Genomic DNA, 14,055 nt, shown 5'->3' with positions numbered 1-14,055 from the left:
GTTAACAATGAAGCTCACTTCGCCCGGAAGACGATGCGAGCGCGACTCAAATCATACGGAGTCAGCTCTACGGTCACCTTGTCACCAGGCAGGATGCGGATGTAATGCATACGCATCTTGCCGGAAATGTGCCCCAGCACGACGTGACCGTTCTCCAACTTCACGCGGAAAGTTGCATTAGGCAAGTTTTCTACAATCTCACCCTGCATCTGGATGACGTCGTCTTTCGCCATGTCTTCCTGCAGTCCGCGCTCAATTTGCTTTGAAATTCGCCTTTTTCAGCAGCGATTCATACTGCTGCGACATAACGTATGACTGAACCTGAGCCCAGAAATCCATTGTCACAACAACAATAATCAACAACGACGTGCCGCCAAAATAGAAGGGAACGTTGTACTTCAGGACCAAGAACTCCGGCAGCAAACACACCGCCGTGATGTAAATGGCACCACCCAAAGTGAGCCGCCCTAAGATCTTGTCGATATATCGAGCAGTGTTCTCTCCAGGACGGATGCCGGGAATGAATGCACCGCTTTTCTTCAAGTTGTCTGCGGTCTCACGGCTGTTGAAAACCAGTGCCGTGTAAAAGAAGCAGAAAAATACAATCGCAACCGTGTACAGCAAGACGTAGATCGGTTGACCTGGGGACAATGCACCAGCAATATCCTTAAGCCACCGCATGCTCTCACCAGTCGCAAACCAATTCACAGCTGTGGTGGGTAGCAAAATGATCGACGAGGCGAAGATTGGCGGGATAACCCCAGCCATATTGATCTTCAAGGGCAGGTGCGAGGACTGACCTCCATATACGCGATTGCCGACCTGACGCTTGGCGTAATTCACCAAAATCTTGCGCTGACCACGTTCAACGAACACCACGAAGTAGGTCACGCCAGCAACAACCAGAACGATAAGCAGTGCAACCACGATGCTCATTGCACCAGTGCGAACCAACTCAAGCAACCCGCCAATCGCATTCGGCAAGCCCGCAGCAATACCACCGAAAATCAGAATCGAAATACCGTTACCCAAGCCGCGCTCGGTGATCTGCTCACCCAGCCACATCAGGAACAAGGTACCAGCCGTCAGACTGACCACTGCCGTCAGTCGGAAACCGAAACCCGGCGAAATCACCAACCCTGCAGACCCCTCCAAAGCCATGGCAATACCCATGGATTGGAAAAGAGCCAGCGCCACCGTTCCATAACGCGTGTACTGCGTAATCTTGCGACGACCAGCCTCACCTTCCTTCTTCAGCGCATCAAGCGAAGGGATCACATAACCCATCAACTGCATGATGATGGACGCCGAGATGTACGGCATGATCCCCAACGCGAACACTGTGAAGCGAGACAGCGCTCCACCGGAAAACATGTTGAACAGGCTCAGAATGCCGCTTTGCTGCCCCTTGAAGAGCTGCTGCAGCTGAGCAGGATCAATCCCTGGCACAGGAATATGCGCACCGATGCGATACACAACCAACGCCAGCAGCAGGAAAACGAGACGGCGACGCAAATCGCCGAATTTTCCACTCTGGGCTAGCTGAGCCGCATTTTGTGTTGCGTTATTCGCCACGCTGAACCTTTTGATCCTGCTTTGAGCCTGGCCTGATTCAGGCCAACGACCCGCCAGCAGCTTCGATTGCGGCCTTTGCGCCAGCCGTGGCACCGATGCCCTTGAGCGCCACTTTCTTGCTCAACGAACCGGTGTTAATGACTTTCACGACCTTGGCCAACTGAGACACCAAGCCCGCTTGCTTGAGCGACGACAGATCCACTTCGGCTGCGCCGAGCGCCTCCAAGTCGGCCAAGGTCACTTCGCCGTTGTACTTGAGCTGTTGCGACTTGAAGCCACGCTTCGGCAGACGACGCTGCAAGGGCATCTGACCGCCCTCGAAACCGACTTTGTGATAGCCGCCAGCACGGGACTTCTGCCCCTTGTGACCGCGACCAGCCGTCTTGCCCAGGCCTGAGCCGATGCCGCGACCGACGCGACGCTTGGCGTGCTTCGAGCCGCCAGCTGGTTTGATGGTGTTCAGTTCCATGATGTATTCCAACCTAAGCCAGAGATGCTTACAGCACCTTCACCAAGTAGGCGATCTTGTTGATCATGCCGCGCACTGCAGGCGTGTCTTCAAGGGTCGACTGGCTGTTGACCTTGCGCAGCCCTAGGCCGAGAACCGTGGCGCGATGCGATTGACGCGTGCCGATCGGGCTACGGACCAATTGCACAGTGACCGTTTTTTTGTCAGTCATGATGGACTCCGGGTTTCAACGCTCAGTTGAAAATTTCTTCGATGGTCTTGCCACGCTTGGCTGCAACTTCAGCAGGCGTCGTCGCATTCTTGAGCGCATCAAACGTTGCACGAACCATGTTGTACGGGTTGCTCGAGCCTAGACTCTTCGCCACGATATCGGTTACGCCCATGACCTCGAAAACAGCGCGCATCGGACCACCAGCGATGATGCCGGTACCTGCAGGAGCAGGCGCCAACAGAACCTTGGCTGCGCCGTGCTCGCCACGCACGTTGTGATGAACAGAACCGTTTTTCAACGATACCTTGACCATGTTGCGGCGTGCCTGGTCCATGGCCTTTTGCACAGCCAAAGGCACTTCACGAGCCTTGCCCTTGCCCATGCCAACACGACCATCGCCGTCGCCAACAACGGTGAGCGCAGCGAAACCCATGATCCGACCACCCTTGACCACTTTGGTCACGCGGTTCACTTGAATCATTTTCTCGCGCAGACCGTCGTCGCGACCTTCGTCTGCCACCTTGGGTTGAAACTTAGCCATTTCAGATTCCTTCGTTAGCAGCGAGACTTAGAACTGCAGACCGGCTTCACGCGCAGCCTCAGCCAGAGCCTTGACACGGCCGTGATATGCAAAACCGGCGCGATCAAACGCAACCTTCTCAACCCCTGCAGCCTTGGCCTTTTCAGCAATACGCTTGCCAATCAGCTGGGCTGCATTGACGTTGCCGCCCTTGCTCGTGCTGCCGAGCTGCTCGCGCACCTCTTTTTCGGCGGTGGAGGCCGACGCCAGCACCTTGTTGCCGTCGCCAGAAATGACGCTGGCATAAATGTGCAGATTCGAGCGAAACACCGTCAGGCGGGCCACACCCTGCAACGCGATACGCGCGCGGGTTTGGCGGGAGCGGCGCAGACGCTGTTCTTTCTTGTTCAACGACATGTTGCTGCTCCTTATTTCTTCTTGGTCTCTTTCAAGACCACGCGCTCATCGGCGTAACGGATGCCTTTGCCCTTGTACGGCTCAGGCGGACGGAAGGCGCGCACTTCAGCGGCAATCTGCCCAACCACTTGGCGATCCATTCCCTTGATGAGAATTTCAGTTTGCGACGGCGTCTCGACCTTGATGCCAGTCGGCATGTCTTTGATGACCGGATGCGAGAACCCAATCTGCAGATTCAGCTTCTGACCTTGCGCCTGAGCCCGGAAGCCCACGCCGACCAAAGTCAGCTTCTTTTCAAAGCCCTTGCTGACACCATTGACCATATTGGCCACCAGTGCTCGCACGGTACCCGACATCGCATTCGCTTCAGTCGAATCGTTGATCGGCTCGACTTGCAGCTTGCCGTCTTCTTTCTTGATGGTGACCAAGCCATTGATCGGGCGCGCCAACGTACCAAGGGCACCCTTCACACTGACTTGATCAGCACTGATCGTCACGTCCACACCTTGCGGGACGGCGATCGGCATTTTTCCTACGCGGGACATTGCGATCTCTCCTCAACCCTTAGGCGACGTAGCAGAGCACCTCGCCGCCGATACCGGCAGCACGAGCCTTGCGATCAGTCATGACACCTTTAGGCGTCGTCACGATAGCGACACCCAAACCGTTTTGCACCTGCGGAATGTCGTGACGGCCCTTGTAGATACGCAGACCAGGACGACTGACGCGCTCGATGCGCTCGATCACCGGACGACCGGCGTAATACTTCAGCGCGATTTCGAGTTCCGGCTTGGCCGTTTCACCCTTCAGCGCGAAACCATCGATATAACCCTCGTCTTTCAAGACCTGGGCAATCGCCACTTTCAGCTTCGACGACGGCATAACGACAACAGCCTTTTCGACCATTTGTGCGTTACGGATGCGCGTCAGCATGTCGGCGATAGGATCACTCATGCTCATTGGATCTCTCCTGTCTGTGCCCTGGACCGATTACCAGCTGGCTTTGGTGACACCCGGGATGTCACCTGCGAATGCCAACTCACGGATCTTGATACGGCCCAGACCAAACTGGCGGAACGTACCGCGAGGGCGCCCAGTCAACTCGCAGCGGTTGCGCAGACGAGTCGGGTTGGCGTTGCGGGGCAGCTTCTGCAACTCGAGACGAGCGGCATAACGCTCTTCATCAGACTTTTTGGAGTCATCGATGATGGCCTTGAGTTCGGCGCGCTTTTTAGCAAACTTGGCGACGAGTTGTTCGCGCTTGAGTTCGCGCTGGATGAGCGAAAGTTTAGCCACAGAACACCTCAGTTCTTGAACGGGAATCGGAACGCGGTCAACAAAGCCTTGGCTTCGTCGTCGGTCTTCGCGGTGGTGGTGATGCTGATGTTCAAACCACGCAGGGCGTCAACCTTGTCGTACTCAATTTCCGGGAAAATGATCTGCTCTTTGACGCCGATGTTGTAGTTGCCACGGCCATCGAAAGAACGACCCGAGATACCACGGAAATCACGCACACGAGGCAGAGCCACCGTCACGAAGCGATCCAGGAACTCGAACATCTGGACGCCGCGCAGCGTGACCATCGTGCCGATAGGCACGTTCTCGCGGATCTTGAAACCGGCGATAGCCTTGCGGGACTTGGTCACGACGGGCTTCTGGCCAGCGATCTTGGTCAGATCGTTGACTGCGTGCTCCATGACTTTCTTGTCGGACACCGCTTCGCTCACACCCATATTGAGCGTGATCTTGGTCAGACGCGGCACTTCCATCACGGACTTGTAGCCAAACTTTTGAACCAGGTCCGGCACCACCTTCTCACGATAGAAGGCTTGCAGACGAGCTTGTTTTTGCTGAGTCATCTCGAACCCCATCAAGCTTTGATCTCTTCGCCACTGGACTTGTAGACGCGCACTTTTTTGCCGTCAGCCAGAAGCTTGATACCAACGCGATCAGCCTTGCCCGTTGCCGGGTTGAAAATCGCCACATTCGACTGATGGATCGGCTGAGTCTGGTCGACGATACCGCCCGTCGTCCCCTTCAGCGGATTCGGCTTGACGTGCTTCCTCACCACGTTCACGCCGGCAACCACCACATGGTCGGCATCCACGCGCAACGACACTTCGCCGCGCTTGCCCTTGTCACGACCAGTCAAAACAATGACCTGGTCGCCTTTACGAATCTTGTTCATGTGCCTGTCCTTTGCCTGAGCACCGAATGCTTACAGCACCTCGGGAGCGAGCGAGACGATCTTCATGAAACGCTCAGTACGCAGCTCACGCGTAACCGGGCCAAAGATACGCGTACCGATCGGCTCAAGCTTGGCATTGAGCAGCACGGCGGCGTTACCGTCGAACTTGACGAGCGAACCATCTTGGCGACGCACACCCTTGGCGGTACGCACAACCACGGCACTGTATACCTCGCCCTTCTTCACGCGACCACGCGGCGCAGCCTCTTTGATGCTGACCTTGATGATGTCGCCGATACCGGCGTAACGACGCTTGGAGCCGCCCAGCACCTTGATGCACATGACGGACTTGGCGCCCGTGTTGTCTGCGACATCAAGTCGCGATTGCATTTGGATCATGTTTATTCCCCAACTTATCCCGCAGCCAACAGAACGAGGCAACGGTCAGTCTTGGGCCCGTCAGCCACCCACCAAAGCCACCTGTCGATGACCCCAGCAAGCCGCCTGTCAGGGCGAAACCAACGGCGAACTCAACCGAAATGATTGAGCCACCAATTGGCGAAGACGTAGATTATTACTCCTTTTTCTTCGCAACGCAAGCCAAGCGAAGAAAAAGTTTTGAATGCTCAGCGAGCAACGCCCCGCCGGGTTCGCGGCCGACCGGATCAGGCCGTGCCGCCGACCGTCAGGCCGTCGATGCGCAGCGTGGGCTGCCCCACACCGACTGGCACGCTCTGCCCCTCTTTGCCGCACGTGCCGACGCCGCTGTCCAGGCTCATGTCGTTGCCGATCATGCTGATGCGGGTTAGCGCATCGGGGCCGTTGCCAATGAGCGTGGCGCCTTTGACGGGGTACTGGATCTTGCCGTTCTCGACCCAATAGGCCTCGGACGCCGAGAAAACGAACTTGCCGCTGGTGATGTCGACCTGCCCACCACCGAAGTTGGTGGCGTAGAGGCCGCGCTTGATGGATGCGACGATCTCGTCGGGAGGCGTGTCGCCGCCCAACATATAGGTATTGGTCATGCGCGGCATCGGCACGTGGGCGTAGCTTTCGCGGCGGCCGTTGCCGGTCGGCTTGACGCCCATCAGGCGCGCGTTCATGGAATCCTGGATGTACCCGCGCAAGATGCCGTCTTCGATGAGCACGCTGCGCTGCGTGGTGTTGCCCTCGTCGTCGACGTTGAGCGAGCCGCGGCGATCAGGCAGGGTGCCGTCGTCGAGCACCGTCACGCCTTTGGCCGCCACGCGTTTGCCCACCTTGCCGCTGAAGGCGCTGGAGCCCTTGCGGTTGAAGTCGCCCTCGAGGCCGTGGCCGATGGCTTCGTGCAGCAGGATGCCGGGCCAGCCGGGGCCGAGCACGACGGTCATCTCGCCGGCCTGGGCCGGGCGGGATTCGAGGTTGACGAGCGCCGCGTGGACCGCCTGGTCGACGTAGGCATCGAGCCGGGCTTCGTCGAACGACTCCAGCCCGAAACGACCGCCGCCGCCTGACGAGCCGACTTCGCGGCGGCCGTTCTGCTCGGCGATCACGGTGAGGCTCAGGCGCACCAGCGGGCGCACGTCGGCGCTCAGCAGTCCGTCGGCGCGGGCCACGAGCACCACGTCGTACTCGGCGGCCAGGCCGGCCATGACCTGCACGATGCGCGGATCCTTGGCGCGCGCCTTGCGCTCGATGCGCTCCAGCAGGGCGACCTTGGCCGCGCTGTCGAGCGTGGCGATGGGGTCGAGCGCGGGGTAGAGCGTACGCGGCTTGGCCGCTGCGGCGCGGCCGGCCACCTTGACGCGCTTGCTGGCGCCCGCCACGGCAATGCTGCGCACGGTGCGGGCCGCGTCGAGCAAGGCGGCTTCGGAGATGTCGTCGGAGTAGGCAAATGCCGTCTTTTCACCGGCGATGGCACGCACGCCCACGCCCTGGTCGATGCTGAAGCTGCCCGATTTGACGATGCCCTCTTCGAGGCTCCAGCCTTCGCTGCGCGTGTACTGGAAGTACAGATCGGCGTCGTCGGTGCGGTGCTCGGCGATGGTGCGCAGCGCGTTGCTGAGCGCGGCGTCGCTGAGTCCATAGGGATCGAGCAGCAGGCTGCGGGCGATGGCCAAGCGTTCGAGGGCAGGGTCGCGTGAGTTCATGCGGGGCATTGTAGGAGTGGCGCCGAATTCTTGCGGGCGACTCGACCACTGGTCTTCCCTGCCCGGGCAGCGCGGTTCAGTCGGCGTCGGATTCGTCAGATTCGTCGGCCGCGTCACGCGCCTGACGCCAGGCCAGCCCCCGCGCGTAAAGCGCGTTGCGCGCCGCGCCGGTGGCGTCGGCCACCAAGGCCACGGCGGCCTTGACCGGCTGGTGTTCGAGCAAGGCCTCGAGCAGCCTGACGGCCGCCTCCGGCACCACCTCGGTTTCGGCCTCGGGCAGGGGGGCGTGGATGACGATCACGAACTCGCCGCGCTCGCGGTGGGCATCGGCCGCCAGCCAAGCGGGCCAGTCGGCGGCGACGAGGGTGTCGATGGACTCGAACTGCTTGGTCAGCTCGCGGCACAGCGTGACGCGCCGCTGCGGGGCCAGCTCGGCCACCTCGCGCGCCAGGCTGGCGATGCGGTGCGGCGCCTCGAACAGCACCGTGCTGCAGGGTTGCGCCAAGGCCTGCCGCAAGGCCGCCGCCCGGGTCGCGCCCTTGGCGGGCAGGAAGCCGGCGAAATGAAAGCCGGTGCCGTTGACATCGCCCGCCGCGCTCAAGGCCGTGACCACGCTGCTGGCCCCGGGAATCGGCATCACCGGGCAGCCGGCCGCCTGCGCCGCGCGCACCAGCACCGCGCCGGGGTCGGATACCGCCGGCGTGCCAGCGTCGCTCACGTAGACCACGCGCTCGCCGCGCCGCAGCGCCTCGACCACGGCGTCCGCCGAAGCCGCCTCGTTGTGCTCGTGCACGGCCAGCAGGCGCTTGCTCAGCCCGAGGTGCTGCAGCAGGCGGGCGCTGACGCGGGTGTCCTCGCAGGCGACCACGTCGGCCAGACTCAGTACGTGCACCGCCCGCAAGGTGATGTCGGCCAGGTTGCCGATGGGCGTGGCGACGAGATACAGCGCCCCGCCCGGATGGTGCTGCGTCGACGCGGCATGATGGGCGGCTTGCAACAACAAAGTGGCGTCGATGGTCACAACGAAATCCAAGGGGGACGAGGCAGAGGAGCGCGCGCTGGCCCATCTGCTGGGCTGCGGCATGAAGCTGGTGCAGCGCAATTATCGGGTGGCGCGCGGACCCAGCGCGCGCGGCGGCGAGGTCGACCTGATCATGCGCGACCGCGACGGCACGCTGGTGTTCGTGGAAGTGCGCGCGCGCCGCGCCGGCAGCCACGGCGGCGCGGCCGCCAGCGTGACGCCCGCCAAGCAGCGCCGCTGCATCTACGCCGCCCAGCACTATCTGCAGCGCCTGCCGAGCTGGCCGCCGTGCCGGTTCGACGTGGTGGCCCTGGACGGCGACACCATCGAGTGGCTGCGCGCCGCGTTCGACGCCAGCCCGCGCTGACACGGAACCCGGCCGCCGCAGCGGGCTCTACCCTTGGCCTATCATCGACGCCCATGCTGGAAGCTCGCATTCAACAACACTTCTTCGACGGCGCCGACCTGCTGAACCAGTGCGCCGAGCCGCTCGCGCGCGCGCTGACGCAGGCCGTGCAAGCCGCCGTGGCCTGCCTGACCGCCGGCAACAAGGTGGTGGCCTGCGGGCCGGATGGCGCGGCGGCGCTGGCCAGCCACCTGACGAGTCTCTTTCTGGCCGGCTTCGAGCGCGAACGCCCGCCGCTGGCCGCGATCGCCGTGGCCGATCAGGCCGGGCTGACCACGGTGCAGCAGATCCATGCCCTCGGACACCCTGGCGACCTGCTGATCTGCCTGGCCCTCGGCGGCAACGCCCGCGCCACGCGCACCGTGATCGAGGCGGCGCAAGACAAGGACATGACCGTGATCGCGCTGACGCCGCTGGGCGACCACAGCGTGATCGACCTGCTGCGCGAAACCGACGTGCTGGTCGCCCTGCCGGGCGAGCGCATCGGGCGCCTGCTCGAACTTCAACTGCTGGCGGTGCACTGCCTGTGCGACGCCATCGACACCCAATTGCTCGGAGAGCACATCCCATGAAATCGATCGCCCCCACCCTTCGCGTCGCCGTGCTGACGCTCGCTGCTGCCGCTTCGTTGCAAGCCTGCGCCCCGCTCATCGTGGGTGGCGCGGCCGTTGGCGGCTCGCTGATGGTCACCGACCGACGCACCTCGGGCGCGCAAGTCGAAGACAAGTCCATCGAGATCAAAGGCGCCAACCGCATCAAGGAAGCCCTGGGCGACCGCGGCCACGTGAACATCAACAGCTACAACCGCCTGGCGCTGCTGACCGGCGAGGTGCCGACCGAGGCCGACAAGGCGGCGGCCGAGCAGGCCCTGAGCCGGGTCGAGAACGTGAAATCGGTGGTCAATGAACTGGCCGTGGGCTTCAACAGCTCGCTGACCTCGCGCTCGAACGACGTGCTGCTGCAAGGCAAGGTCAAGGCGACGCTGGTCGATACCAAAGACCTGATCAGTAACGCCTTCGACATCGTCGTCGAGCGCGGCAACGTCTACCTGATGGGTCGCGTGACCGAGCGCGAAGCCACCCGCGCCACCGATCTGGCGCGCAGCATCGCGGGCGTGGCCAAGGTGGTGCGCGTGTTCGAGATCATCACCGAGGCCGAACTGGCCGACCAACCCGCGCCCACCCGACCGGCACCGGTTGTGACGCCGGGCACCGCGCCCTGATCGCTCTGACGCCGCTCAGCGCAGCAGCTTGATCAGGCTGGAGGTGTCCCAGCGGCCGCCGCCCTGCGATTGCACCTCGGCGTAGAACTGATCGACCAGCGCCGTGGCCGGCAGGCGCGCGCCGATGTGCCGGGCTTCGTGCAGGCACAAGGCGAGGTCCTTGCGCATCAGGTCGACGGCAAAGCCGAAGTCGAAGCGGTCTTGCAGCATGGTGGGGCCGCGGTGCTCCATCTGCCAGCTCTGCGCCGCGCCCTGGCGAATCACCTCGAGCACGGCGGGCATGTCGAGCCCCGCCTTCTCGCCGAAGGCCAGCGCCTCGGCCAGGCCTTGCAGCACGCCGGCCACGCAGATCTGGTTGACCATCTTGGCGCGCTGACCCGAGCCGGCCGGGCCGAGCAGCGTGACGGCACGCGCGTAGGCGTGGATCACGGGCTTGACGCGCTCGAACGCCGCCGCCTCGCCGCCACACATCACCGTGAGCGTGCCGTTGATGGCCCCCAGGTTGCCGCCGGACACGGGAGCATCGACAAACGCGATGCCGCGCGCCGAGCCCTCTGCGGCCAGCTCTTGTGCCACCTCGGCCGAGGTGGTGGAGTGGTCAACCCAGACAGCACCGTCGCCCAAACTCGAAAAGGCGCCGTGCTCGCCCAGCGCCACCTCGCGCAGATCGCGGTCGGCGCCCACGCACGAAATCACCACGTCGGCCCCTTGCGCGGCCAAGCGCGGCGTGGCCCAGCTGCTGGCGCCGTGCTCTTGCCCGACGGCCGTCAGCCAGTCTTGCGCCTTGCTGGCGGTGCGGTTGAACACGCGCACGCGGTGCCCCGCGCGGGCCAGGTGCCCGGCCATCGGGGCACCCATGACGCCCAGCCCGAGAAAGGCGATGGTGACGGGCGCGGCCGCGGCCGGCGGTACAGGCGGAGAGACAACGGACATGACGAATCGCGAAGCGGGTATCAGACGATGGTGAGGTGCTCGGTGCCCGCTGCCAAATCAGAGCTGCGGGCGCGGTTGCTGTTGAGCTTGATCTGCAGGCGCAGGTCGTTGACCGAGTCGGCGTTGCGCAGCGCGTCTTCGTAGCTGACGTAGTTGCCCTCGTAGAGGTCGAACAGCGCCTGGTCGAAGGTCTGCATGCCCAGCTCGCGGCTCTTCTTCATGATCTCCTTGATCTCGCCGACCTCGCCCTTGAAGATGAGATCGGAGATGAGCGGCGAGTTGAGCATGATCTCGACGGCCGGCACGCGGCCCTTGCCTTCTTCGCGCGGCAACAGGCGCTGCGACACCAGCGCCTTGAGGTTGAGCGACAAGTCCATCAGCAACTGGGCGCGACGCTCTTCGGGGAAGAAGTTGATGATGCGATCGAGCGCCTGGTTGGCGCTGTTGGCGTGCAGCGTGGCCATGCACAGGTGGCCGGTTTCGGCGAAGGCCACGGCATGCTCCATGGTTTCGCGGTCACGGATTTCACCCATCAGGATCACGTCGGGCGCCTGGCGCAGCGTGTTCTTCAGGGCCAGCTCCCAGCCGTCGGTATCGAGCCCGACTTCGCGCTGCGTGATGATGCAGTTCTTGTGCGGGTGCACGAATTCGACCGGGTCTTCGATGGTGATGATGTGGCCGTGCGAATTGATGTTGCGGTAATCGACCATCGCCGCCAGCGTGGTCGACTTGCCCGAGCCGGTGGCGCCCACCATGATGACCAGGCCGCGCTTGGTCATGACCACGTCTTTCAGCACCTGCGGCAGCCCGAGGCCGTCAATGGTCGGCAGCTCTTGCGGAATCACCCGCAGCACGAGACCGACGCTGCCCATCTGCACGAAGGCGTTGGCGCGGAAGCGCCCCACGCCGCCCGGCGCGATGGCGAAGTTGCACTCTTTGGTGCGCTCGAACTCGGCGGCCAGCTTGTCGTTCATGATCGAGCGGGCCAGCGCCACGGTGTGCTGCGCGGTCAAGGGCTGCGGCGACACCTTGGTGACCTTGCCATCGACCTTGATGGCGGGCGGAAAGTCGGCCGTCAAGAACAGATCGGAGCCGCCGCGCGTGACCATGAGGCGCAGCAAGTCGGTGATGAATTTCGAGGCCTGATCGCGTTCCATGGTGACGAACCTTCCGACTGGATTTCTGAGTAGGTGACGAGAGGAATCAAGTGGCCGAGAGCAAGGCGCTGAGCCGCGCGCTGACCTGCCGCATGCGCAGCGACAGCCGCCGCGCCATCGAGGCCATCAGCGCCATGCCGACCCGCGGGTCGTGGCGCGCGATGTTGTCGAGCGCCTGCACGGTGACCACCGCGAAGGTGCAGCGGCTGAGCGTGACGCAGGCCGAGAAGCGCATGCCGGCGTCGAGCAGCGAGAGCTCGCCCAGCACGTCGCCGTCGCGCGCTTCGGTGAGCCGCGCGCGTGCACCCCAGGGCTGCACGCGATCGACCGCCACCATGCCTTCGAGCACGATGAGCGCGAAGTCGCCCGGCTGGTCTTGCGAGATCACCTCGCGCCCGGCCGGGACGATGACGAATTCGAGGTACTGCGCCAGCCGGTTGCGCTCTTCGGGCGTGAGCGCGGCCATGTAGCGGTCGTGCCCCCAGACCTTGTTGAGCAGCAGCAGGCCGCGCGGGGTGTCGCACGCCTCGTTGCCGATCAGGCGCGAGCGGCTGCTGGCGGCGGGTGACGCCGGCGCTGCCTGCGGCCCCGGTGGGTGCTCCATGAAGACGGTGGCGAAATAGCCTTCGTCGTCCGGGCCGGTTGTCTTGGCCTCGGCCTCCGCCCCGCTCGGGCGCTGGGATCCCAGCAGACGATCGAAGAGTTTCTTCACGACAGCGCTTCAGCTAGGGGCGGCACGATGCGGCCGCTCACCCCGGGAAGTTCTCGGGGAACTTGGCCTTGGCGCGCGCCTCGGCCGGCGAAATGACGTTGCGGCGAACCAGATCGGTGAGGTTCTGGTCGAGCGTCTGCATGCCCTGACCCTGGCCGGTCTGGATGGACGAATACATCTGCGCGATCTTGTTCTCGCGGATCAGGTTGCGGATGGCCGAGGTGCCGATCATGATCTCGTGCGCCGCCACGCGACCCGAGCCGTCCTTCAGCTTGCACAGCGACTGCGAGATCACCGCCTGCAGCGATTCGGACAGCATCGCGCGCACCATGTCTTTTTCAGCGGCCGGGAAGACGTCGACGATCCGGTCCACGGTCTTGGCCGCGCTGGACGTGTGCAGCGTGCCGAACACCAAGTGGCCGGTTTCAGCGGCGGTGAGCGCCAGGCGGATGGTTTCGAGGTCGCGCATTTCGCCCACCAGGATGCAGTCCGGGTCTTCGCGCAGCGCCGAGCGCAGCGCGTTGGCGAAGCTCATGGTGTGCGGCCCCACCTCGCGCTGGTTGACCAGGCACTTCTTCGACTCGTGCACGAATTCGATCGGGTCTTCGACGGTCAGCACGTGGCCGTATTCGGTTTCGTTCAAGTGGTTGACCATGCCCGCCAGGGTGGTGGACTTGCCCGAACCCGTGGGCCCGGTCACCAGCACCAGGCCGCGAGGCTTCAAGGCCAGCTCGGCGAAGATCTTGGGCGCGTTGAGCTGCTCCAGCGTCAGGATCTTGCTCGGAATCGTCCGGAACACCGCGCCGGAGCCCCGGTTTTGATTGAAGGCATTGACGCGGAAGCGCGCCAGGCCTTGAATCTCGAATGAAAAGTCGCACTCCAGCACCTCTTCGTACATCTTGCGCTGGGTGTCGTTCATGATGTCGTAGACCATGTCATGGACCTGCTTGTGGTCCATGGGGTCGACGTTGATGCGACGCACATCGCCATGCACCCGGATCATGGGCGGCAGGCCGGCGGACAAGTGCAAGTCGGACGCTTTGTTCTTGACCGAGAACGCCAGCAGTTGGGTGATGTCCATGTTTTGATGTGTTG

General features: G+C 63.0%; 21 protein-coding genes. 3 read left to right on the top strand and 18 right to left on the bottom strand.

Translation table 11 applies throughout. The features are described from left to right. Positions 1–14: 14 nt before the first annotated feature. The 14 genes from infA to rsmI form a co-directional block, all read right to left on the bottom strand. Complete coding sequence (infA, locus tag ACE3SS_RS06270) at positions 15–233, bottom strand: translation initiation factor IF-1 (RefSeq protein WP_114403589.1); 219 nt, start codon at positions 231–233, stop codon at positions 15–17. A 19-nt stretch (positions 234–252) separates the two neighbouring features. Further along, positions 253–1,575, bottom strand: coding sequence for a preprotein translocase subunit SecY (secY, locus tag ACE3SS_RS06265; protein WP_374592308.1), 1,323 nt, complete (start codon positions 1,573–1,575; stop codon positions 253–255). A 37-nt stretch (positions 1,576–1,612) separates the two neighbouring features. Beyond that, positions 1,613–2,044 (bottom strand): 50S ribosomal protein L15, encoded by a 432-nt coding sequence (rplO, locus tag ACE3SS_RS06260; protein WP_374592307.1) that lies wholly within the window; start codon positions 2,042–2,044, stop codon positions 1,613–1,615. 28 nt (positions 2,045–2,072) lie between these two features. Continuing rightward, entirely contained in the window at positions 2,073–2,255 is a 183-nt protein-coding gene (gene rpmD / locus ACE3SS_RS06255) for a 50S ribosomal protein L30 (RefSeq protein ID WP_374592306.1), read from the bottom strand. Positions 2,256–2,277: 22 nt separating this feature from the next. Continuing rightward, the gene (rpsE, locus tag ACE3SS_RS06250) at positions 2,278–2,796 is read right to left on the bottom strand and encodes a 30S ribosomal protein S5 (protein WP_374592305.1); all 519 of its coding nucleotides are present in this window, start codon (positions 2,794–2,796) and stop codon (positions 2,278–2,280) included. A gap of 27 nt (positions 2,797–2,823) precedes the next feature. Continuing rightward, the gene (rplR, locus tag ACE3SS_RS06245) at positions 2,824–3,192 is read right to left on the bottom strand and encodes a 50S ribosomal protein L18 (protein ID WP_374592304.1); all 369 of its coding nucleotides are present in this window, start codon (positions 3,190–3,192) and stop codon (positions 2,824–2,826) included. An 11-nt stretch (positions 3,193–3,203) separates the two neighbouring features. Next, positions 3,204–3,737, bottom strand: coding sequence for a 50S ribosomal protein L6 (gene rplF, locus ACE3SS_RS06240; RefSeq protein WP_374592303.1), 534 nt, complete (start codon positions 3,735–3,737; stop codon positions 3,204–3,206). A gap of 19 nt (positions 3,738–3,756) precedes the next feature. After that, entirely contained in the window at positions 3,757–4,152 is a 396-nt protein-coding gene (gene rpsH, locus ACE3SS_RS06235; RefSeq protein WP_374592302.1) for a 30S ribosomal protein S8, read from the bottom strand. Between the two features lie 30 nt (positions 4,153–4,182). Beyond that, complete coding sequence (gene rpsN / locus ACE3SS_RS06230) at positions 4,183–4,488, bottom strand: 30S ribosomal protein S14 (RefSeq protein WP_374592301.1); 306 nt, start codon at positions 4,486–4,488, stop codon at positions 4,183–4,185. A gap of 8 nt (positions 4,489–4,496) precedes the next feature. Further along, positions 4,497–5,051, bottom strand: coding sequence for a 50S ribosomal protein L5 (gene rplE, locus ACE3SS_RS06225; protein WP_374592300.1), 555 nt, complete (start codon positions 5,049–5,051; stop codon positions 4,497–4,499). Positions 5,052–5,062: 11 nt separating this feature from the next. Beyond that, a complete protein-coding gene (gene rplX / locus ACE3SS_RS06220) occupies positions 5,063–5,380 on the bottom strand; it encodes a 50S ribosomal protein L24 (protein ID WP_374592299.1) in 318 nt (105 codons plus the stop codon). A gap of 30 nt (positions 5,381–5,410) precedes the next feature. Beyond that, positions 5,411–5,779 (bottom strand): 50S ribosomal protein L14, encoded by a 369-nt coding sequence (rplN, locus tag ACE3SS_RS06215; RefSeq protein ID WP_088286487.1) that lies wholly within the window; start codon positions 5,777–5,779, stop codon positions 5,411–5,413. 266 nt (positions 5,780–6,045) lie between these two features. Beyond that, positions 6,046–7,509, bottom strand: coding sequence for a metalloprotease TldD (gene tldD / locus ACE3SS_RS06210; RefSeq protein ID WP_374592298.1), 1,464 nt, complete (start codon positions 7,507–7,509; stop codon positions 6,046–6,048). A 76-nt stretch (positions 7,510–7,585) separates the two neighbouring features. Then, entirely contained in the window at positions 7,586–8,542 is a 957-nt protein-coding gene (gene rsmI, locus ACE3SS_RS06205) for a 16S rRNA (cytidine(1402)-2'-O)-methyltransferase (protein WP_374592297.1), read from the bottom strand. On the opposite strand from rsmI, the gene ACE3SS_RS06200 reads away from it, so the two are divergent. Genes ACE3SS_RS06200 through ACE3SS_RS06190 form a run of 3 tightly spaced genes read left to right on the top strand, consistent with a single transcriptional unit; the run spans position 8,523 to position 10,158 of the window. Further along, entirely contained in the window at positions 8,523–8,897 is a 375-nt protein-coding gene (locus ACE3SS_RS06200) for a YraN family protein (protein ID WP_374592296.1), read from the top strand. The genes rsmI and ACE3SS_RS06200 overlap by 20 nt on opposite strands. A 53-nt stretch (positions 8,898–8,950) precedes the next feature. Beyond that, positions 8,951–9,508 (top strand): SIS domain-containing protein, encoded by a 558-nt coding sequence (locus ACE3SS_RS06195; protein ID WP_374592295.1) that lies wholly within the window; start codon positions 8,951–8,953, stop codon positions 9,506–9,508. Beyond that, positions 9,505–10,158 (top strand): BON domain-containing protein, encoded by a 654-nt coding sequence (locus ACE3SS_RS06190; RefSeq protein ID WP_374592294.1) that lies wholly within the window; start codon positions 9,505–9,507, stop codon positions 10,156–10,158. Before ACE3SS_RS06195 ends, ACE3SS_RS06190 begins: the two co-directional genes overlap by 4 nt. A gap of 15 nt (positions 10,159–10,173) precedes the next feature. On the opposite strand, the gene ACE3SS_RS06185 is transcribed toward ACE3SS_RS06190, so the two are convergent. From ACE3SS_RS06185 to ACE3SS_RS06170, 4 genes are read right to left on the bottom strand one after another with little or no spacing between them, the layout of a single operon-like run. Next, the gene (locus ACE3SS_RS06185) at positions 10,174–11,091 is read right to left on the bottom strand and encodes an NAD(P)-dependent oxidoreductase (RefSeq protein ID WP_374592293.1); all 918 of its coding nucleotides are present in this window, start codon (positions 11,089–11,091) and stop codon (positions 10,174–10,176) included. A gap of 20 nt (positions 11,092–11,111) precedes the next feature. Next, a complete protein-coding gene (locus ACE3SS_RS06180; protein WP_374592292.1) occupies positions 11,112–12,248 on the bottom strand; it encodes a PilT/PilU family type 4a pilus ATPase in 1,137 nt (378 codons plus the stop codon). 46 nt (positions 12,249–12,294) lie between these two features. Then, a complete protein-coding gene (locus tag ACE3SS_RS06175) occupies positions 12,295–12,960 on the bottom strand; it encodes a Crp/Fnr family transcriptional regulator (RefSeq protein WP_374592291.1) in 666 nt (221 codons plus the stop codon). Between the two features lie 37 nt (positions 12,961–12,997). After that, complete coding sequence (locus ACE3SS_RS06170; RefSeq protein ID WP_374592340.1) at positions 12,998–14,041, bottom strand: type IV pilus twitching motility protein PilT; 1,044 nt, start codon at positions 14,039–14,041, stop codon at positions 12,998–13,000. Between the last annotated feature and the right edge of the window lie 14 nt (positions 14,042–14,055).

It is taken from the genome of Aquabacterium sp., from assembly GCF_041915145.1.
Taxonomy (GTDB): Bacteria; Pseudomonadota; Gammaproteobacteria; order Burkholderiales; family Burkholderiaceae_C; genus Aquabacterium.
Note: the sequence above shows the minus strand (reverse complement) of the source record. Positions and strands in the feature narration are given on the sequence as shown.

Coding starts and splice junctions, on each gene's coding strand:
- infA (WP_114403589.1), bottom strand. CDS start 233: ATGGCGAAAGACGACGTCATCCAGATGCAGGGTGAGATTGTAGAAAAC.
- rplO (WP_374592307.1), bottom strand. CDS start 2,044: ATGGAACTGAACACCATCAAACCAGCTGGCGGCTCGAAGCACGCCAAG.
- rpmD (WP_374592306.1), bottom strand. CDS start 2,255: ATGACTGACAAAAAAACGGTCACTGTGCAATTGGTCCGTAGCCCGATC.
- rpsE (WP_374592305.1), bottom strand. CDS start 2,796: ATGGCTAAGTTTCAACCCAAGGTGGCAGACGAAGGTCGCGACGACGGT.
- rplR (WP_374592304.1), bottom strand. CDS start 3,192: ATGTCGTTGAACAAGAAAGAACAGCGTCTGCGCCGCTCCCGCCAAACC.
- rplF (WP_374592303.1), bottom strand. CDS start 3,737: ATGTCCCGCGTAGGAAAAATGCCGATCGCCGTCCCGCAAGGTGTGGAC.
- rpsH (WP_374592302.1), bottom strand. CDS start 4,152: ATGAGCATGAGTGATCCTATCGCCGACATGCTGACGCGCATCCGTAAC.
- rplE (WP_374592300.1), bottom strand. CDS start 5,051: ATGACTCAGCAAAAACAAGCTCGTCTGCAAGCCTTCTATCGTGAGAAG.
- rplX (WP_374592299.1), bottom strand. CDS start 5,380: ATGAACAAGATTCGTAAAGGCGACCAGGTCATTGTTTTGACTGGTCGT.
- rplN (WP_088286487.1), bottom strand. CDS start 5,779: ATGATCCAAATGCAATCGCGACTTGATGTCGCAGACAACACGGGCGCC.
- tldD (WP_374592298.1), bottom strand. CDS start 7,509: ATGAACTCACGCGACCCTGCCCTCGAACGCTTGGCCATCGCCCGCAGC.
- ACE3SS_RS06200 (WP_374592296.1), top strand. CDS start 8,523: ATGGTCACAACGAAATCCAAGGGGGACGAGGCAGAGGAGCGCGCGCTG.
- ACE3SS_RS06195 (WP_374592295.1), top strand. CDS start 8,951: ATGCTGGAAGCTCGCATTCAACAACACTTCTTCGACGGCGCCGACCTG.
- ACE3SS_RS06190 (WP_374592294.1), top strand. CDS start 9,505: ATGAAATCGATCGCCCCCACCCTTCGCGTCGCCGTGCTGACGCTCGCT.
- ACE3SS_RS06185 (WP_374592293.1), bottom strand. CDS start 11,091: ATGTCCGTTGTCTCTCCGCCTGTACCGCCGGCCGCGGCCGCGCCCGTC.
- ACE3SS_RS06180 (WP_374592292.1), bottom strand. CDS start 12,248: ATGGAACGCGATCAGGCCTCGAAATTCATCACCGACTTGCTGCGCCTC.
- ACE3SS_RS06170 (WP_374592340.1), bottom strand. CDS start 14,041: ATGGACATCACCCAACTGCTGGCGTTCTCGGTCAAGAACAAAGCGTCC.